The sequence below is a fragment of the Nesterenkonia sp. AY15 genome (genome assembly GCF_022565855.1).
Taxonomy (GTDB): Bacteria; Actinomycetota; Actinomycetes; order Actinomycetales; family Micrococcaceae; genus Nesterenkonia.
On the sequence record NZ_JAJOYV010000005.1, the window covers coordinates 63,541 to 81,599 of the forward strand.

Annotated in this window: 17 protein-coding genes; 10 read left to right on the plus strand and 7 right to left on the minus strand. The window is 67.6% G+C overall.

Annotated features, from left to right (window positions below; translation table 11 throughout):
* Positions 1-15: 15 nt before the first annotated feature.
* The 3 genes from LSI54_RS08915 to LSI54_RS08925 all read right to left on the minus strand — a co-directional run bounded on the left by LSI54_RS08915 (position 16) and on the right by LSI54_RS08925 (position 3,813).
* On the minus strand, positions 16-678 hold the full coding sequence (locus LSI54_RS08915; protein ID WP_241464693.1) for a GntR family transcriptional regulator: 663 nt from the start codon (positions 676-678) through the stop codon (positions 16-18).
* A complete protein-coding gene (locus LSI54_RS08920; protein WP_241478177.1) occupies positions 675-2,162 on the minus strand; it encodes a fumarylacetoacetate hydrolase family protein in 1,488 nt (495 codons plus the stop codon). Before LSI54_RS08920 ends, LSI54_RS08915 begins: the two co-directional genes overlap by 4 nt.
* A gap of 169 nt (positions 2,163-2,331) precedes the next feature.
* Positions 2,332-3,813, minus strand: a complete 1,482-nt coding sequence (locus LSI54_RS08925) for an APC family permease (protein ID WP_241478178.1) — start codon at positions 3,811-3,813, stop codon at positions 2,332-2,334.
* A gap of 293 nt (positions 3,814-4,106) precedes the next feature.
* Between LSI54_RS08925 and LSI54_RS08930 the strand changes: the two genes are divergently transcribed.
* Both LSI54_RS08930 and LSI54_RS08935 read left to right on the plus strand, forming a co-directional pair.
* Positions 4,107-5,105, plus strand: coding sequence for an AraC-like ligand-binding domain-containing protein (locus LSI54_RS08930; RefSeq protein WP_241478179.1), 999 nt, complete (start codon positions 4,107-4,109; stop codon positions 5,103-5,105).
* Between the two features lie 27 nt (positions 5,106-5,132).
* Positions 5,133-5,750: a TetR/AcrR family transcriptional regulator gene (locus LSI54_RS08935; RefSeq protein ID WP_241478180.1), complete on the plus strand. Its 618-nt coding sequence runs from the start codon at positions 5,133-5,135 to the stop codon at positions 5,748-5,750.
* Between the two features lie 40 nt (positions 5,751-5,790).
* On the opposite strand, the gene LSI54_RS08940 is transcribed toward LSI54_RS08935, so the two are convergent.
* Positions 5,791-7,788, minus strand: coding sequence for a primary-amine oxidase (locus LSI54_RS08940; protein WP_241478181.1), 1,998 nt, complete (start codon positions 7,786-7,788; stop codon positions 5,791-5,793).
* 74 nt (positions 7,789-7,862) lie between these two features.
* Between LSI54_RS08940 and LSI54_RS08945 the strand changes: the two genes are divergently transcribed.
* Positions 7,863-8,474, plus strand: coding sequence for a hypothetical protein (locus LSI54_RS08945; RefSeq protein ID WP_241478182.1), 612 nt, complete (start codon positions 7,863-7,865; stop codon positions 8,472-8,474).
* Entirely contained in the window at positions 8,471-9,880 is a 1,410-nt protein-coding gene (locus LSI54_RS08950) for an aldehyde dehydrogenase family protein (protein ID WP_241478183.1), read from the plus strand. Before LSI54_RS08945 ends, LSI54_RS08950 begins: the two co-directional genes overlap by 4 nt.
* Positions 9,881-10,035: 155 nt before the next feature.
* Here the strand turns inward: LSI54_RS08950 and LSI54_RS08955 are convergent, their stop codons facing one another.
* Genes LSI54_RS08955 through LSI54_RS08965 form a run of 3 tightly spaced genes read right to left on the minus strand, consistent with a single transcriptional unit; the run spans position 10,036 to position 10,913 of the window.
* Entirely contained in the window at positions 10,036-10,203 is a 168-nt protein-coding gene (locus LSI54_RS08955; RefSeq protein ID WP_241464685.1) for a zinc transporter permease, read from the minus strand.
* Positions 10,196-10,534, minus strand: a complete 339-nt coding sequence (locus LSI54_RS08960) for an ArsR/SmtB family transcription factor (protein ID WP_241464684.1) — start codon at positions 10,532-10,534, stop codon at positions 10,196-10,198. Before LSI54_RS08960 ends, LSI54_RS08955 begins: the two co-directional genes overlap by 8 nt.
* A 40-nt stretch (positions 10,535-10,574) precedes the next feature.
* On the minus strand, positions 10,575-10,913 hold the full coding sequence (locus LSI54_RS08965) for a biopolymer transporter Tol (protein WP_241464683.1): 339 nt from the start codon (positions 10,911-10,913) through the stop codon (positions 10,575-10,577).
* 100 nt (positions 10,914-11,013) lie between these two features.
* Between LSI54_RS08965 and LSI54_RS08970 the strand changes: the two genes are divergently transcribed.
* The 6 genes from LSI54_RS08970 (at position 11,014) to LSI54_RS08995 (ending at position 17,987) form a co-directional block, all read left to right on the plus strand.
* Positions 11,014-12,399, plus strand: coding sequence for a cryptochrome/photolyase family protein (locus LSI54_RS08970; protein WP_241478184.1), 1,386 nt, complete (start codon positions 11,014-11,016; stop codon positions 12,397-12,399).
* Positions 12,400-12,680: 281 nt separating this feature from the next.
* Positions 12,681-14,024: a DEAD/DEAH box helicase gene (locus tag LSI54_RS08975; RefSeq protein ID WP_241469454.1), complete on the plus strand. Its 1,344-nt coding sequence runs from the start codon at positions 12,681-12,683 to the stop codon at positions 14,022-14,024.
* 124 nt (positions 14,025-14,148) lie between these two features.
* Complete coding sequence (locus LSI54_RS08980) at positions 14,149-15,294, plus strand: PP2C family protein-serine/threonine phosphatase (protein WP_241478185.1); 1,146 nt, start codon at positions 14,149-14,151, stop codon at positions 15,292-15,294.
* Positions 15,291-17,249: a glycosyltransferase family 2 protein gene (locus LSI54_RS08985; protein WP_446740425.1), complete on the plus strand. Its 1,959-nt coding sequence runs from the start codon at positions 15,291-15,293 to the stop codon at positions 17,247-17,249. Before LSI54_RS08980 ends, LSI54_RS08985 begins: the two co-directional genes overlap by 4 nt.
* Positions 17,246-17,578: an STAS domain-containing protein gene (locus LSI54_RS08990; RefSeq protein ID WP_241464680.1), complete on the plus strand. Its 333-nt coding sequence runs from the start codon at positions 17,246-17,248 to the stop codon at positions 17,576-17,578. Before LSI54_RS08985 ends, LSI54_RS08990 begins: the two co-directional genes overlap by 4 nt.
* Positions 17,571-17,987 carry an ATP-binding protein gene (locus tag LSI54_RS08995; protein WP_241478186.1) on the plus strand — a complete coding sequence of 139 codons (417 nt, stop codon included), beginning with the start codon at positions 17,571-17,573 and terminating at the stop codon, positions 17,985-17,987. Before LSI54_RS08990 ends, LSI54_RS08995 begins: the two co-directional genes overlap by 8 nt.
* Positions 17,988-18,059 lie beyond the last annotated feature (72 nt).

Genomic DNA, 18,059 nt, shown 5'->3' on the forward strand with positions numbered 1-18,059 from the left:
CTCTGGTGGGTCTCCTTAGGAGTCGGTGCGCTGCTGGCGGTAGGCCTCGACGGTGCGCCACTTGTGCTGGCGCACAGCCATCTCGATCTCCAGCGGCTCGGCGTTCTCACGGATGAGTCGAAGGATGTCGTCGTGCTCCTGGACCGAGCGGGGCGCCCGGTCCGGCACGAAGGCGAAGGTGGAGCTGCGCAGCCCGGACATCCGGTTCCAGCCGCGGTCGGCGAGCTCGGAGATGTGCGGATTGGGGCAGCGCTGGAAGAGCGCCCGGTGGAACTTCTCATTGAGCGAGGTGAAGGCCACCGGATCGAAGTCCTCGAGCATGGCGCGCATCGAATCGTTGATCGCCTGGGCGCGGGCGAGGTCGGCGTCAAGCATCAGCGGCAGCGCCAGCGCGGTGGCCGCACCCTCGAGCACCCCGAGTGTCTGCATGGTGTCGATGTACTCGTCCTGGTTGACCATGGCGACCCGGGCGCCGACATTGCGTTCGAACTCGATCAGGCCCTCGGCCTCGAGCCGGCGCACCGCCTCGCGGACCGGGACCACGCTGATGCCCAGCTCCTTGGCGATGGCGCCGAGGACCAGCCGGTAGCCGGGGTTGAACTCGCGGCCGACGATGCGCTCGCGGATCCAGTCGTAGGTCAGCTCGGACTTGCTGATCCGCTCATCGATCCGGATCACGGGCCCTCTCCCTTGACGAGGGGGGCCTCGGCGCCGGCGCGTCCCTGTTCGGCCTCGTAGCGGGCGCGCCAGGTGGAGTTCATCGGGAAGAGTCCGTCCACCGGGTTCCCGGCCTTGACCTGTTCGGCGACCCAGGCGTCCTCGGCCTCCTTGACCAGCGCCGCCTCGGCCACCTCGTCGGCGATCGAGGGCGGGAGCACGATGACGCCGTCGTCGTCGCCGACGATGATGTCGCCTGGCTGCACGGTCGCTCCCCCGCAGGCCACGGTGAGATCGGCGTCCCAGGGGACGTGCTTGCGGCCGAGCACCGCCGGGTGTGGGCCCTGACTGAACACCGGGAGTCCGATCTCGGCCACGGTGGAGTAGTCGCGCACCCCGCCGTCGGTCACGACACCGGCGGCACCGCGATGCAGCGCACGCAGCGCCAGGATGTCTCCCAGGGTTCCCGAGCCGCGCTCTCCGCGGGCCTCGATCACGATGACCTCGCCGGAGTGCACGGAGTCGAACACCTGCTTCTGGGCGTTGAAGCCGCCACCGCGGGAGGCGAAGAGGTCTTCGCGGTGGGGCACGAAGCGCAGGGTCCGGGCAGTGCCGATGAGCTTGTGGCCGGGGCGGGTGGGGCGCACGCCGTCGACGGTGACGTTGTTGTACCCGCGTCGGCGCATCTCCTGGGAGAGGGCGGCGACCGGCACCTGTTCCAGCGTGGCGCGCAGCTCGGGATCCAGTCCGGGGGCCTGCTTCGGGGGCAGGCCGGCGGCCTCCCGGGAGCCCCAGGCCTCTTCGCGCTGGGTGTCGTCCACGCTGGGCAGCGAGCCCAGGGCGGGATCGAACACCCCTGGTCCCTCCGTCACCGGGCTGACCAGTCGGCCGCTGGCGAGCCCGCGGGCGGCGTCGACCTCGACTTCGATGGTGTCCCCCGGCTCCGCCACCGAGGCGCCGGCGGGAGTTCCGGTGAGGATGATGTCTCCGGGCTGCAGGGTCATGTGCTGGGACAGGTCGGCGATGAGCTGGGTCAGCGGAAAGATCATGGAGCCGGTGGCGCCGTCCTGGACGAGGTGACCGTTCTTCCAGGTGCGCACACGCAGCTTCCTCGGGTCCACCTCCGCGGCATCGATGAGTTCGGGGCCCACCGTGGTGTAGCCGTCGCGGCCCTTGTTGCGCACGTTGGAGCCCTTGTCCGCGGCGCGCAGATCGTAGAGCCCCCAGTCATTGGCCGCGGTGACCGCGCGGACGTGGCTCCAGGCGTCATCGGCGGTGACCTGACGTGCGGCGGTGCCGATGATCAGCGCGATCTCACCCTCGAAGGCGAGCAGCTCGGTCCCGCCGGGACGCTGCACGGAGTCCCCGGAGACGCCCAGCGAGCTGGTCGGCTTGAAGAAGTAGGAGGGGGTCGCCGGGCGCCGGCCGCGCTCCGCGGCGCGGGACTCATAGCTGATGTGCACGGCGACGATCTTGCCGGGTGTGCCCAGTTCCTGCGCAGTCATATGGTCTCCTCGACGATCCGGCCCGGATCCCTCCGGTAGATGATATTCCAGATCGTATACGGTATGTGATGCGACGCACAACCCCTTCGCGTGGTTGTTGCCCGGGGAGCCGCGATGCGCTGGGCCGCGCAGCGCGGAGTGCACTGCAGGGTCTGAGCCCGGCTGTGATTCACCCGATGTCTGCTCCGCTCACGCTGGCGTAGAGCTCGGGCCGCCGGGTGCGCAGGTATTCGCCCCAGATGAGTCCCAGGATGCCCGCCCCGACGATCACACCGGGAAGCACGACCACCAGCGGGGAGAAGGCGTCGGAGTCGATCATCACGTCGAAGTTGAACATGATCAGCACCGCGATGATGCCGAGTCCCACGGCTGAGATCAGCGGCGCTATGGTGCGGACGAACAACGGGTGCTGCTGCGGATCCCGATTGAAGTAGCGCATGATGGCCACCGAGGTCAGGCACAGCAGCAGCACCAGACCGAATCCCGCCGCGTTGGTCAGCCAGGGGAACATCGTCATCACCGGGAAGAGCGGACCGAAGTCGGAGCCGACCCCGGCCACGGCGAAGATCAGGATGAAGACCACGCCGATCACGCTCTGCGTCAGCGAACCTGCCACCGGGGCTCCGTTGGAGGCTCCGGTTCGCCCGAGGATCTGTGGCAGCACCCGAGCCCGGCCCAGCGAGAAGAAGTACCGGGCAGCCGCATTATGGAAGGCCACCATGGCGGCGATGATGCTGGTCATGAACAGCACTGCGGCGAGGTTCACCAGCAGCGCAGGCAGATGACCGTCGAGGAAGATGAAGAGCAGGTCCGGGCCCCATTCCTGGGACTGGGCCACGATCTGCGAGGGGCCGATGCCCACGGCGAAGGCCCAGGCGGAGAAGGCGTAGAAGACGGCGATGATCGAGACCGCGATGTAGGTCGCGCGCGCCACCGATCGCTCTGGGTTCTTGGCCTCCTCCGAGTAGATCGCACCTGATTCGAACCCCATGAAGGCTGCGATGCCGAAGGCCAGGATGGCCCCGAGGCTGCCGTTGAACCAGTTCTCCAGCTGCAGCGGTGCGGCACTGATCCCTTCCGGGGACGTCGAGAGCGAGAGCACGCTGACCACGATCACGACCAGGAACTCCAGCAGCACGATCACTGCGAGAACCTTCGCCGAGAGGTCGATGCGATTGACCCCGAGCGCGCCGACGATCACCCACCCCACCAGGGCGCAGATCCACCAGGCGACCTCCAGGCCGAAGAGGTCATTGACGATCGACGAGGCGGTGAAGCCGAAGACTCCGTAGAGGCCCACCTGCATCGCGTTGTACGTCACCAGAGCCAGGAAGGAGCTCCCGATCCCGATCCGGGTGCCCAGCCCGGCTGTGACATAGGCGTAGAAGGCGCCGGCATTCTGCACGTAGGTGCTCATCCGCCCATAGCCCAGCGCGAAGAACACCAGGATCACACCGAGCAGCAGGTACCCGACGGGCACTCCGATCTCAGCGGTGACGGCGAAGCTCGCGGTGGCTCCCCCGGCCAGGACCGTCAGCGGTGCGGAGGCTGCGATGATCAGGAACACCAGGGCCGGGACTCCCAGTGTTCGTCTGGCCAGCGTGGTGTCCTCGACCGCCGTGGGCCGGGTGGGGGCAGTGTGCTCAGTCATCAGGGTGCTCCATCTGCTCGCAGGTGCCGGCGAGGGTGTCGTTGCAGGTGCAAGTGCCGGTGCCGGTGCCTCGAAGTATCTCGAGCCGAAGCCCAGCGTGTCTTGCATCACGGTGCAGCGGCCTTGCGCATCCGGGCGGAGATTCTCGAACCCCGTCAGCACCGACCCTTTACAGCCTGTGTGAGCACTGTCACACTGAAGGGCCACCAAGGTTCACGTGTTCGGAACGCCTGTGTCCTCGATCTTGAGCACGTGCTCAATAACCTGGTGTGAACCCCTGCACAGGAGCGACGATGCACACGATCAACACGACGAACACCGATCTCGAGCCGCTCTCCCCTGACCTGCCCCTCCCGGCCTCCGATCTCGCGACGTGGCGCGAGGCCATCGCAGCCGCCGTCGTGCCGCTGGAGATCCAGGCGAAGCCGGGCACCACCTTCGCCGGACACATCCGCAGCTCTGCCGTTGACGGCGTGGGGGTCTACGAGCTGCTCACCACGGCCCACACGGTGCGCCGCACGCCGAAGCTAATCTCCAAGGACGATTCCCAGTTCTACAAGCTCAGCCTGCAGCTCTCCGGCCGCGGCATCCTGGAGCAGGATGGCCGCCGCGCCGAACTGGGCCCCGGGGATCTGGCCATCTATGACACCCACCGCCCCTACGCCCTGCACTTCCCGGAGCCCAGCCGGACCATGGTGATGGTGATTCCGCGGGAGCCGGTGGAGCTCACGGCGGAACAGATCGCCCGAGTCACCGCGACCTGCTTCTCCAGCGACCGGGGCTTCGGACGACTGATCAACCCGTTCTTCGTCGAGCTGTGCAACAGCATCGAGCAGCTGCCCGGAGCCTATGGCGCCCGGCTGGTCCATTCCGCGCTGGATCTGATGGTGACCATGCTCGCCCATGAGCTCGACACCCGCAGCGGCGGACCCAGCTCCCCCACCGGAAGCCTGCATCGGGAGATCCGCGAGTACATCCTGAACCACCTGGGTGATGAGACGATGACCCCGGCATCGATCGCCGCGGCCCACTTCGTCTCGCTGCGCTACCTGTACACGATCTTCGCGGAGGAGGGCGAGACGATCTCCGCCTGGATCCGGGCGCGGAGGCTGGAACACATCCGCCGAGATCTGGTGGATCCGATCTACGCGCAGCGACCGGTCTCCTGGGTGGCGGGGCGCTGGGGACTCCATGACGCGGCGCACTTCTCCCGGCTGTTCAAGGCCGAGTACGGAGAGTCCCCGAGCGTGTACCGGCGTCAGCGCCTGGCCGGGGGGTCACTGGCCGCCTGAGCGCGCACGATGCGGGAGAATCAGCTCATGCCGAAGAAGATCGATCGTGAAGACCGCCGCCAGCAGATCGTGCGGACCTATCTGCGCATCGCCGATCGCGACGGCCTCGAGGCTGCGACCTCCCGCGCCGTCGCCACGGAGCTGGGCGTCTCCACCGGATCGCTCTGGCACTACTTCTCCGGGTTCGACGACGTCGTCTTTCGCGCCTTCACGCTGATCTTCGAGCGGACCAACACGCGGATCACCGAGGGGGTCGGGTGCCATTCAGGACTGCGCGCACTGATGGCCCTGCTCGAAGAGGTCCTTCCGGTCGGCGAGGAGACCGAGCGTGAGGCGCTGATCGTCACCAACTTCTGGGGCCGCGCCTCCTCCAAGCCGGCGCTGGGTCAGTTCCAGACCGAGGTGGGAGTGAAATGGCGCCAGCAGATCACCCACCACCTGAGCGAGGCGATCGACGCCGGGGAGCTCACCGCCGCTGCGCCGGTCGAGGAGATCGCCGATGTGCTCATGGTGCTGATCACCGGGCTCCAGGTGGAATGCGCGCTGCGCACCCCGCTGGCAGACACGCAGAGGCAGTGGCGGACTGTCCGCCACTGCCTCTCCTCCTGGCTCACCCAAGCTGGCCGCGCCGCCGTCGAGCTCTGACGGACTCCCACGTCAGGTCCGGGCGGAAGAGCAGGTCAGCTCAGCTGCAGCCGCACCCGCAGGACTTCTCCTGCCCGGATTCTCCCGACTCCCCCGCGACGCCGGACTCCCCGGTGGCGCAGTGTCCGGAGGTCTCCGGTGGCACGTCCAGGGTCGGGTTACGGTCGAAGAAGCCGTAAGGCGTGAGCTTGAACCCGGCATAGTCCACCGGCATGATCGGCCAGTCCTCGGTGCGCGGGAAATGGGTCAGCCCGAAGGTGTGCCACAGCACCAGATCCTGTCCCTCCAGGGACCGGTCCTGCTCGATGTAGCTGGACAGGCCGCCGAATCCAGGATTGAGGTTGACCTGATCCCCCGCGGGGAACTGCTCATCGGGGTGATGCTGGGTGACCCACAGATGGTGCCCGGCGAAGGCGGCGCGGCGCCGGATCGAGGAGTCTTCAGCCGCCAAGAGGGTGGGACTCTCCTCGGGATGCAGCAGATAGGAGGTGGGGGCCCCGACTCGGTTGGTCTTCTCCGCACTGCTGATCTGCCAGACCCGACCCACCGACCCCTTGGCATCGCGGACGGCCTCCTTCTCCGAGCGCAGCCGGGTGAAGCTGCGGGTGAAGGCGTTGCCCCAGGGATTCTCCTCGCTGGTGGGCACCCTGACGGCGTCGATCTCATCGACGGAGTTGCTGATCCCGTCCACGGTCATGTCCAGCCTCGCGCAGAAGAGGTGCTGGTGGACCGGCCCGCCCAGGCCCGGGGCGAGCTGCGTGGCGTAGGGGTAGTCGGGCGAGGGCATCCCGGAGGTGAAGACGATGCCGGTGGCCTTGGACTCGAGCTCGATCTTTCCGTCCAGATAGAGGTACCAGTAGAAGCCATAGTCGTAGTTGCCCACGGTGACGAAGAAGGACACCACGAGGCGGCGCTGGCGGCGGACCTCGCTGGTGCCGGAGAAGTCGTCGGTGTGCTTCCAGAGGATGCCGTAGTCCTCCTCGTGGATGCAGATCGCGTTGGGCAGCGTCTTGGGCTGGCCGTGGTCATCGACGACGACGGCGTCCACGTAGGTGATCTCACCCTTGCAGTCGCAGCCGAGCTCCAGCGCGTTGGCGAGCCGGCCGAACTGGTACTCCCCGACGTCGAAGTAGTTCTGCCAGGCGTGGGAGGGCGAGGGGTCGCCGTAGTTGACCACCATCTCGGCGATCGAGCCGCGGTAGAGGATGGGCCTGTCCACGCCGTGGTCGTGGAAGCTCAGCTGGTGCAGCGTCAGGCCTTCGCGGCCGTTGAACCCGACCCGGACCTTCCAGTTCTCCCAGGCGAGCACCCCGTCCTGGAGGCTGAAGCTGACGCCTTCGGGCTGGGTGATGGAGATCGGCTTCAGCGAGGTGCGGTGTTCACCGCGCACGGCAGGGTCCAGGTAGTCACCGGACTCCTCCGGCACGTGCATGACCTCGGTCTCGACCACACGCAGGACCTTCTTGTGGGTCAGGTCCACGTGGGCGACCACTCCGTCGATCGGATGCGCCCAGATCGAATCGCTGGGGTAGTCCTGGCGGAAGGCGAGCGCGCGGACCATCCGCACACCGACCTCATCGGCGTAGCCGAAGATCCCGGCGGAGAGCCCGACGACGACGACCTTGTCCAGATCGGTCACGCCGCGCTTGGCGATCGCCTCGACCCAGCGCGGATCAGCCTTCACGATCGGGTCCGCGCCGGCGAGGTCCTCGTCGAAGCTCGGTGCGGATCCCTTCTCCACGGCGTCGACGTCGCGGCGCGCCACGATGGCCTCACGATCCAGGTCCAGCACGAGCTCGGTCAGTGTCAGCGTGTTCAGGTCGGTGAGCAGCAGCGCCACCTCCCGCGGCAGATGCACCCCGGGCGTCCAGGCCATGACGTCGTGCTTGGCGGGTTCGCGCAGCGTCACGTAGGAGATGCGGGTCGCATCGTTCAGCAGCGTTTCGCGCTCCAAGACGCTTCGCATCGCGTCGATCTCGGAGACCGAGAGGGGCGTCAGGGGGTGGCGGTCCTGCTGGTCTGGGGTCTTGTCAGCCATGGTGATCCTCCTTATAGTTGAGCGCACGCTCAACAATAAATATGACACATCTCACATGGGTTCGGAAGGGTCAGATGGAAAAGATGACCATGATCCGCAGGGCGGCGGCCGGTGGCGCCGCCCTCTCGGGCCTGCTGCACCTGCTGATGCTCAGCCACGGACCCCACCTCGGCTGGGCCCTGGCGATGGCCGTCATGGCCATCATCTGCCTGCCGTGTGCCGGACACCTCTGGCGAGTTCCCAGTCCGCGCTCCTGGATCACGATCGCCGCGATGAACGCCACCATGCTGGGCATGCACCTCTGGGTGATCGCCGGGCCTGAAACGGGTCACCCTGAACCTGCGGTTCTGACTTCTGCCGACGAGGCGCTCGTGGCGGGCCATCCCCACGGTCCGGCCGGCAGCGTGGCGGCCGGCGTCGCCCCGGATGCCGGGGCGGCCACCACCAGCTCAGGAACCCCCGCAGAACACTTCCACCACGTGCTGCTGCCTCTGGCCTCCGGTCTGGCAGCCATGGAGATCGTCTTGGCAGTCGCGGCACTGATCGTGCTGCGGCGACGAGACGGCGGTACGCCGAGCATGCAGGCAGGCAGAAGAGCCCTGCACGCGGAGTCAACATCCAGGCGCACGGGCGGGCCCATTCTGATCACAGCACCATCCGCCACTGACGAAGGAGTCACCCGATGAGCACCCAGACCACCGACCTTCTTGACCGCGTCCAGGATCCCGAAGATGGGCGAGAGATCCTCGATCCTGCCACCGGTGAACGGGTGGGCTTCGCCCCGCAGGCCACCGCTGAGGACCTCGATGCCGCCGTCGCAAGGGCACTCGCAGCCCAGCCAGGCTGGGCCGCCACCGGCGAGGACTCGCGCAGACAGGCTCTGCACGCGGCCGCCGACGCGGTGGAGGCCCACGCCGAGGAACTGGCGAGGCTGCTCTCCCGGGAGCAGGGCAAGCCGCTGAACGGACCCAACGCCCGCTTCGAGGTCGGCGCCTGCGTGGCCTGGCTGCGCACCACCGCGGACCTTCCGCTGGAGCCCGAGGTGGTCGTCGACGACGAGTCCGGCCGCGCAATCCTGCACTATCGTCCGCTCGGCGTCGTCGGGGCTATCGGTCCGTGGAACTGGCCGATGATGATCTCGATCTGGCAGATCGCGCCGAGCCTGCGGATGGGCAACACCGTGGTGATCAAGCCCAGCGGCTACACCCCGCTGAGCGTGCTCGCCCTGGTGGAGGTGCTCAACTCTGCACTGCCGGCCGATGTGCTCATCGCCGTTCCCGGCCGCGGTGATATCGGGGATCGGCTCTCCCGGCACCCGGATGTCGCGAAGATCATGTTCACCGGCTCCACGGAGACCGGCAAGTCCATCGTGAAGGCTGCCTCGGACACCATGAAGCGGATGACGATGGAGCTCGGTGGCAACGACGCTGGGATCGTGCTTGACGACGCTGACCCGCGGGCGCTCGCCGAAGGGATCTTCTGGGGCGCGTTCATCAACACCGGGCAGACCTGCGCGGCGCTCAAGCGGCTCTATGTCCCGGAATCGATCTACGCGCAGGTCTGTGACGCCCTGGTCGAGGTCGCCAAGACCATGCCGATGGGCGTCGGTCTCGAGGAGCAGAATGTGCTCGGTCCGCTGCAGAACCGTGCGCAGTGGGAGATCGTGGACCGGCTGGTGCGGGCCGCCAAGGACTCCGGCGCACGGGTGCTGCTCGGCGGCGACCCGGACGCTCACGCCCCCGGAAATTTCTATCCGACCACCCTGGTGGCCGACATCGACCCGCAGAACCCGCTGGTGGTTCAGGAGCAGTTCGGTCCGGCGCTGCCGATCATCAAGTACACCGATCTGGATCAGGCCATCGAATGGGCCAACGCTCTGGATGAGGCCCTGGGCTCCTCGGTGTGGTCAGCGGACACCGACCGGGCGATCGAGGTGGCGGCGCGGCTGGTGGCCGGCACCACCTGGATCAACAAGCACGGCACCGTGGACCCGCGGATCCCCTTCGGCGGAGCCCGCGAATCCGGCTTCGGGATGGAGTTCGGCGTGGCAGGCCTGAAGGAGGTCGCCCAGCCGCACGTGATCAGCCAGTAGCGCCTCCTCCGTCAAGGAACGGACGCGAGCAGAGAGGGAGCCGCCCATGATCGGGGGCTCCCTCTTCTGCCTTCACGCGGCGGACAAGCGCCACCGGCTCAGACTCAGCGCTGGTCGAGACTCAGTGCCGGTCCAGACTCAGTGCTGGTCGAGACTCAGTGCTCGTCGTAGTGGTCGCCATGAGCTGCATGGCGGTGGCCGTCGTGGACGTAGTCCACGTGGTCACCGTGCTCCACGGCCTCATGCCCGCAGTCCTCGCCGTGGGCGTGGTCGTGGTGGTTGTGCTCAGCAGTCTTGTGCTCGGCGGTAGGGTTCTCAGTCATGATGATGCTCCTTCGCGGCGGATTCGGCCGCCGATCGCTGGGGTACGGGTTCCTGTGCGTGCGCGATCGCGTCGGCGATCACATGGGAGACATGCTCATCGGCGAGCCGATGCTCGATCTCTCGGCCATGCCGATCGGCCAGCACGAGACCCGCCTGCTTGAGCGTCCGCAGATGCTGGGAGACCAGCGGTTGAGACATCGCTGTCAGCGCCACCAGCTCGTTCACCGTCTTCGGAGACTCACCGATCAGACAGAGCAGCCAGAGCCTCGACTCGTGGCCGAGAACCTTGAACAGCTGGGCCGCGCTGATCACCGCCGGGTTGTCACGCACAACCTCAGCACACCAGATAGATAAAGATATTGCAATGTATTTATTGCGACGCACTCTCATCTGGGTCGTCAAGCGACTCGAGCTCGGCCAGCGACTGCTTCGCCGCGGCGATCCGCTGCGCCTCAGGCCGCTCCCACCAATACGGGCCGCGCTCCCCCAGCCCGGTCTTGGCCAGGCCGACCCGCCTGCGAGAGGCGGCCACCCGCTCGTCGTCGCCGGTCTTCTTGCCCGCCCCGACCCCGGATCGGCCGCGGCCCAGGTGGGATTTCAGCGCAGCGACCAGCTCCTCGGGCAGCGCCGGATCTGTCCGGCGCCAGCGCCGCCCCTTGATCACCAGCCAGCGTTCGGACTCCTCGGCGGACTGTGCACCTTCAGGCATCGACATCTCCCTCACCAGCTCAGTTGACGCGCGGGTTCCCCTGCTACTGTGCCAGCCAGGACGGCCGCTCGCGCGGCGACGCTTCCCCGAAAGGGCCCTGATGACCCGCACGCTCCTCTGGTTCCGCGACGACCTGCGCACCGCAGACCATGAAGCACTGCTCACCGCCTGCCAGCGCGTGGAGAACCCGGGCGACGTCGTCGCACTCTATCTCTTGGACGAGGTGAGCCCGGGAGTGCGCCCGCTGGGCGGGGCGGTGAAGTGGTGGCTGCACCACGCACTGGAGTCGCTTGCGACCGATCTCGCCGAACTGGGCATCCCGCTTCTGCTGCGCGCGGGAGACCCTGCCGAGATCCTGCCCGCTCTGGCACAGGAGCTCGGCGCGCAGAGGGTGCAGTGGTCGCGGCGCTACGGCGGTCCCGAGCGCTTGGTGGACGCCGGGATCAAGGCGGCGCTGCCCGAGCATGGAATCGAGGTGGAGAGCTTCAACGCCTCGCTGCTGCATGAGCCGTGGACCGTGGAGACCAACACCGGTGGCCCGTACAAGGTCTACACCCCCTTCTGGAAGCAGATCAGCGTCCGCGATCCTGGCACCCCGCATGCCCGCCCCGCCGCGCTGGGCACGCTCGAAGATGCGGCAGCCGCACTTCCCACCCTGGCCCTGGGCGCCGGGAACCTCGAGGACTGGGAGCTGCTTCCCACCCGACCGGACTGGGCCGGTGGTCTGCGCGAGAACTGGACCCCCACCGAGGCCGGGGGCCACGAGCGGCTGCGCGAGTTCCTGGCACATCAGGTTCAGGACTACGACGACGCCCGGGATGCCCCTGCCGGGGACGGCACCTCGCGGATCTCGCCCTATCTGCGCTTCGGGCAGCTCAGCCCGCGCCAGGTGTGGGACGCCGCACACCAGCAGACCGAGGAGGCGGTGGACAAGTTCCTCTCCGAGATCGGCTGGCGCGAGTTCTGCTGGCACCTGCTCTTCCACTTCCCGCAGCTGCCGCACACCAATCTGCGCGCCCAGTTCGACGCCTACCCCTGGAAGTCCCGCCGCGACGCGCCCGAGGACTTCCATGCCTGGGCCACGGGGCAGACCGGGTTTCCCTGGGTGGACGCCGGCCAGCGGCAGCTCTGGAAGACCGGGCATATGCACAACCGGGTACGGATGGCCTCGGCGAGCCTGCTGATCAAGAACCTGGGCATCGACTGGCGCGAGGGCGAGGCCTGGTTCTGGGACACGCTGGTGGACGCCGATTCCGCCTCCAACCCGGCGAACTGGCAGTGGGTGGCCGGCTGCGGCATGGACGCCGCCCCGTACTTCCGGATCTTCAACCCGGAGCGCCAGCGGGAGCGCTTCGACCCCAGGGGCACCTACGTCAGCGCCTGGATCCCGGAGCTGGACTCCCCCGAGTACGCGGCCCCGATCGTGGACCTCAAGGCCTCGCGCGAGGAGGCGCTGGAGCACTACAGCCAGATCAGCGGGAAGTGATCGGCGCTCCCATGGGGTAGAGTGATGAGTCTGGTGCCCACCTCGTGTGGTTGCCTGCGTCGTAAGAACGCCTTGATCAACGGGGCCGTGTTTTCCACCGGCCCACGTTTCAGCAGTGATTTTCTCGCGGCGACCGAGTGCATCAACCGATGCCTTCGCCCTTTGCCAGACCAGTCCCAGGCGGGTACCCCCTTGCCTTCTCTGCGTCTGGCGCTTTCCGAAAGGCTCCCGCCATTTCTGAGACCCAGACCTTCGCCGACCTCAACGTTCCCGCACCGCTGGTGCGCGCTCTCGCTGCAGACGGCAAGATTGACGCTTTCGCCATCCAGGAACAGACCCTGGCCGACACGCTGAACGGACGCGACGTCCTCGGCCGCGGCAAGACCGGCTCCGGCAAGACCCTCGCCTTCTCCATCCCGATGGTCGCCCGCCTCGGCGAGAAGGACGCGGCCAAGCGCCGCCGTCCGGGCCGCCCGCTGGGCCTGATCCTGGCTCCGACCCGCGAGCTGGCCACCCAGATCAACGCGGTGCTCGAGCCCCTGGCGGCCTCGTACAACCTCAAGACCACCACGATCTTCGGCGGCGTCACCGCTTCACGCCAGATCAACGCGCTGAAGTCCGGCGTGGACATCGTCGTGGCCTGCCCCGGCCGCCTCGAGGACCTGCTGAACCAGCGCGCCCTGAGCCTCGAGTCAGTCGAGATCACCGTGCTGGACGAGGCCGACCACATGGCCGACCTCGGCTTCCTCCCGGTGGTCACCCGGCTGCTGGAGAAGACCGACCCCAAGGGCCAGCGGCTCTTCTTCTCCGCCACCCTGGACAACGGTGTGGACAAGCTCGTCAAGCGGTTCCTGAACAACCAGGTGCTGCACTCCGTGGATGAGGCCACCTCCCACGTCTCCGCGATGACCCACCATGTCTTCGAGGTCCACAACGACGACAAGCGTGACCTGGTGAAGCAGCTGGCCTCCGGCACCGGACGCCGCATCCTCTTCACCCGCACCAAGCACCAGGCGAAGAAGCTGGCCAAGCAGCTCACCGATCAGGGCACCCCCGCGGTGGACCTGCACGGCAACCTCTCCCAGTCCCAGCGTGACCGCAACCTCGCCGCCTTCGGCGAGGGCGACATCAAGGTCCTGGTCGCCACAGACGTCGCAGCCCGCGGCGTGCACGTGGACTCGGTGGAGCTCGTGGTCCACGTGGATCCGCCGGCCGAGCACAAGGCATACCTGCACCGCTCGGGTCGCACCGCCCGCGCCGGCAGCGCCGGCGACGTGGTCACCGTGATGCTTCCGGAGCAGCGCCGCGACACCCAGGCGCTGCTGCGCAAGGCAGCCATCGCCGTGCACCCGATCCGGGTCAACTCCGAGTCCGAGGCCGTGAGCGAACTCGTCGGTGCCACCGCCGAGTTCGTCAAGCCTGCCCCGCGCGCTCCTGTCCAGCAGCAGCAGCCCCGCCGTCGTCCAGGGACCTCCGCGCCTCGCGGCGGCGGCCCAGCACGCGGCGGTCGCGGCGGCTCCGGCGGCCCAGCACGCGGCGGCCAGGCCGGACCCGCCCGCGGCGGTCGCCCCTCGGGACGCAGCGGCGCAGGCTCAGCAGGACGGTCCCCGCGCCCCGCACGCTGAGAACCCCGCACGATGACATCTGAATGACAACACCGCAGATGGGTGGGCCCTAGGGCCCGCCCATCTGTGCATTAGGCTGATCCTAAGCAGCTGCTGTACGCGAGCTTGGGAGGAGCTGAAAATCTTGGACGAAGAGAGTCGACAAAGTGCGCTCGACGCCCTGAAGGTCCTCGACACTCCGCCCGACGAACGTGTGGACCGGATCACCCGTCTGGCCCAGCAGATCTTCGGCGTCCCCATGGTCAGCGTCAATCTCCTCGACCGAGATCGCCAGTGGCGCAAGTCGGAGATCGGCCTCGGCGTGAGAGAGGTGCCCCGGGCCGACGCGTTCTGTGAGGCCACGATCGCCCAGACCGGCACCCTCGTCATCGAGGATGCCGCCCAGGACGCGTTCTACGCCTCCAACCCCTTCGTCCTGGGTGATCCGCACCTCCGGTTCTATGCCGGACACCCGCTGCAGGCACCCTGCGGCGAACATGTGGGCACCCTCTGCATGCTCGACACCGAGCCGCGGACCCTCGATGCGAGCCAGCGCGACCTCCTGAAGGACCTCGCCGTCTGGGTCCAGACCGAACTCGCCCAGCAGCAGGAGCTGGACCACGCCGCCGTCGTCCAGCGCGCGCTGACCCCGCGAGACCTCCCGCAGCCTGCCGGCTACACCGTCACAGCCGGCTCGGCCCCGGCTGGCAGCGTCTCCGGGGACTTCCACGACGTGAGGCTGCGAGATGATCAGCTCCGCATCACCCTCGCCGATGTGATGGGCAAAGGCACCGGGGCCGGCATCATCGCATCCGCCGTGCGCGCCTCGATGCGCACTGCCCCTGAACGTTCACTGCTCACCACCGTGGCCGAGATCGACTCGATCCTCGAACACGACATCGGCGACCTGCACATGTTCGTCACCCTCTTCTGCGCCGACGTCGACACCCGCACCGGAGTCGTCAGCTATGTCGACGGTGGGCACAGCCTGAGCTTCATCCTGCGCGCCGATGGCACCTGGGAGCACCTGAACTCCACCGGACTGCCGCTGGCCATGGGCATGGGAGACGCCCACGGACTGGGCACGGTGCAGCTGAATCCCGGAGACGCCCTCATGAGCTGCAGCGACGGCCTGCTGGACCTCCTGGACCTGGAGGATCCCTTTGGCCAGGTGGATGAGATCCTCGCCGAATATGGGATCGACGGTGCCGTGAAAGAGGCCCTGCGCCGCGCCCTCGCGGTCAAGGCCGCCGATGATGTCACTGTGCTCGTGGTCAGGAGAGATTCTTGACTCGTCGTCTGATCCTGATCCGGGTCTTCGCGGTCCTCGCAGTGCTGACCGGGGTCAACTACCTCACCTGGCGCTGGATGGAATCCCTCAACTGGGACGCCTGGTGGATCGCGGTGCCGCTGGTCATCGCCGAGACCTACAGCCTGATCGACACCTTCCTCTTCGCCACGACCATGTGGCGGGCCAAGGAACGGTCCGGCCCCGAGTCCCCTCCCACCGGCACCGTGGACGTCTTCATCACCACCTACAACGAACCCGTCGCCATGGTCATGGCCACCGCGCGGGCCGCGAAGAACATCGCCTACCCGCACGAGACCTTCGTCCTCGACGACGGCGACCGCCCGGAGATGGCCGCGGCAGCCCGGGCCGAGGGCCTGGGCTACATCACCCGGTCGGCAGACTGGACCGACAAGCCCCGCCACGCGAAGGCCGGGAACCTCAACAACGCCTTGTTCGAGACCGACGGCGAGTTCCTGCTGATCCTCGACGCCGATCAGATTCCGGACCCGCTGATCCTGCACCGCACCCTGGGCTACTTCGCCGACGACGAACGGGTCGCCCTGGTGCAGACCCCGCAGTGGTTCATCAATGTGGACGAGGCAGACCCGCTGGGCAGCCAGGCGCCGCTGTTCTACGGACCGATCCAGCAGGGCAAGGATGGCTGGAACGCCGCCTTCTTCTGCGGTTCCAATGCCGTGCTGCGCCGCGAGGCGCTGATGCAGCTCGGCATCGTCGGCTACGTGCGCGAGCTCGAGGACTCCACTCGCCGGACGCTGCGCGCGGCTGAGCGGCTGCTCGCCCGCGAAGCAGGCCGCCACCGGGCCATGCCCGAGCTCCACAAGGAGCTCACGCGTCTGCGCGAAGAGGTCACCGGAGCCAGGTTCGTCGTCTCCGCCGGCGAACCGATCGCTGACGTCACCCACCAGCTTCGCACCCAGATCGACGCCGCCTCCCGCCGGCTGGTCAAGAACGACATGGACCTGATGGCCGAGGACCTCGCCGCGATCCACGCGATGCCGGTCCAGCACGACGCCGAAAGAGACGTGGTCGTCGTCGATGAGGTCGGCCTGGACGCGCTGACCACCCGTGAGCTCTCTCCGCTGGCCGCCGTGAAGTCCGTCGGAGCTCTGGTGGATGCGCTGCGCGTGGACCGCCCCGGCGAGGCCCAGCCGATCCAGCCGCTGGCCACCATCTCGGTGACCGAGGACATGGCCACCGCGATGCAGCTGCACAGCATGGGATGGCGAAGCGCCTACCACCACGAGATCCTCGCCCGGGGACTGGCGCCGGAGGACCTGCAGACCATGCTCAAGCAGCGCCTGCGCTGGGCGCAGGGCACGATGCAGGTTTTCCTGCGCGACAACCCCATGGTCAAACGGGGACTCTCCGCCGGTCAGCGGCTGATGTACTTCGGCACCATGTGGAGCTACCTCGCCGGATTCGCCGCGATCGTCTACCTCTCCGCACCGATCATCTACCTGATGTTCGGAGTCATGCCGGTGACCGCTTGGAGCGGCGACTTCTTCGCCCGCTTCCTGCCGTACTTCCTGATCAATCAGCTGTTCTTCCTGATCGTGTCACGCGGGATCCGCACCTGGCGCGGCCAGCAGTACTCGCTGGCGCTCTTTCCCGTCTGGATCCGCGCGTGCACGTCGTCCTTCGCCAATGTGGTCTTCAAGAAGCCGCTGAGCTTCGTGGTCACCCGCAAGGACGGTCGTGTGGGCGGCTCCCTGCCGCTGCGCGAGGTCTGGCCCCAGCTCACCGCGATCGCACTGTTGATCATCGCGCTGATCACCGGAGTCGTGCGGGTCCTGATGGGCACCGCCGATGGCACCGGCACGTTGGTCAACATCGTCTGGGTGGCCTATTCGCTGGCCGCGCTGAGCGTCGTCATCCAAGCCCTTCGCTATAAGGGCCCTGCAGCACACGCCGAAGAGGCAGAAGGAGCATCATGAATCTCAACGTCACCACCCATACACGGCATGCCGTCGTGCGCCCCGAAGGTCGGCTCACCGCCTCGGGTGCACCCCGGCTCAAGCAGGCGATCAAGAAGCTCATCGATGAGGGCAGCCCGCGCATCGTGGTGGACCTGGCCCAGACCGAGTTCATCGACTCCTCCGGGCTGGGCGCCCTGATCGGCGGGTTGAAGGCTGCGCGGCTCGCCGAGGGTGATCTGCGGCTCGCCGCCGCCAGTGAATCCGTCAAGAGCATCCTGAGGCTCACGAGCCTCGATCGAGTCCTGCGCGACCACCCCACCGTCGAGGCGGCGTTCGGCGATGGGTGATGGGGTCTCGCGGGTCTCCTTGACCGGCACCGCCGAGCTGACCTTCGTGGACCAGGTGCTGGACGCGTTGGAGCGGCTCTGCCGCGCGGCCGATGGCATCTCCGAGGAGGATCGCACCTTCTTCTCGCTGGCGGTCAGCGAGATCGCCACCAACATCGTCACCCACTCAGGCTGTGAGGGCGACGCCGAGGTCACCGTCATCGCGGATCTGACGGTCGACGACGCCGCGCTGTCCGCCCGTTTCCAGGACGACGCCGCACCGGTCGCCGTCGCGCTCGAAGAGGCCGAGCTTCCCGATGAGCTGGCCGAGTCTGGCCGCGGCCTGGCGATCGCGAAGATGGCCCTGGACCAGCTCAGCCACGAGGTCAACAATGGACACATCTGGACTCTGGTCAGAAAGCGCCGCTGAGGAGCCGTACACACAGGTCCGCTCTCGCCCCGCCTTGAGGGACTGCTCGATGCGCTGCCGGTGAACCCTGGA

Coding starts and splice junctions, on each gene's coding strand:
- LSI54_RS08925 (WP_241478178.1), bottom strand. CDS start 3,813: ATGACTGAGCACACTGCCCCCACCCGGCCCACGGCGGTCGAGGACACC.
- LSI54_RS08950 (WP_241478183.1), top strand. CDS start 8,471: ATGAGCACCCAGACCACCGACCTTCTTGACCGCGTCCAGGATCCCGAA.
- LSI54_RS08965 (WP_241464683.1), bottom strand. CDS start 10,913: ATGCCTGAAGGTGCACAGTCCGCCGAGGAGTCCGAACGCTGGCTGGTG.
- LSI54_RS08995 (WP_241478186.1), top strand. CDS start 17,571: ATGGGTGATGGGGTCTCGCGGGTCTCCTTGACCGGCACCGCCGAGCTG.
- LSI54_RS08955 (WP_241464685.1), bottom strand. CDS start 10,203: ATGACTGAGAACCCTACCGCCGAGCACAAGACTGCTGAGCACAACCAC.
- LSI54_RS08970 (WP_241478184.1), top strand. CDS start 11,014: ATGACCCGCACGCTCCTCTGGTTCCGCGACGACCTGCGCACCGCAGAC.
- LSI54_RS08935 (WP_241478180.1), top strand. CDS start 5,133: ATGCCGAAGAAGATCGATCGTGAAGACCGCCGCCAGCAGATCGTGCGG.
- LSI54_RS08920 (WP_241478177.1), bottom strand. CDS start 2,162: ATGACTGCGCAGGAACTGGGCACACCCGGCAAGATCGTCGCCGTGCAC.
- LSI54_RS08940 (WP_241478181.1), bottom strand. CDS start 7,788: ATGGCTGACAAGACCCCAGACCAGCAGGACCGCCACCCCCTGACGCCC.
- LSI54_RS08990 (WP_241464680.1), top strand. CDS start 17,246: ATGAATCTCAACGTCACCACCCATACACGGCATGCCGTCGTGCGCCCC.
- LSI54_RS08945 (WP_241478182.1), top strand. CDS start 7,863: ATGGAAAAGATGACCATGATCCGCAGGGCGGCGGCCGGTGGCGCCGCC.
- LSI54_RS08930 (WP_241478179.1), top strand. CDS start 4,107: ATGCACACGATCAACACGACGAACACCGATCTCGAGCCGCTCTCCCCT.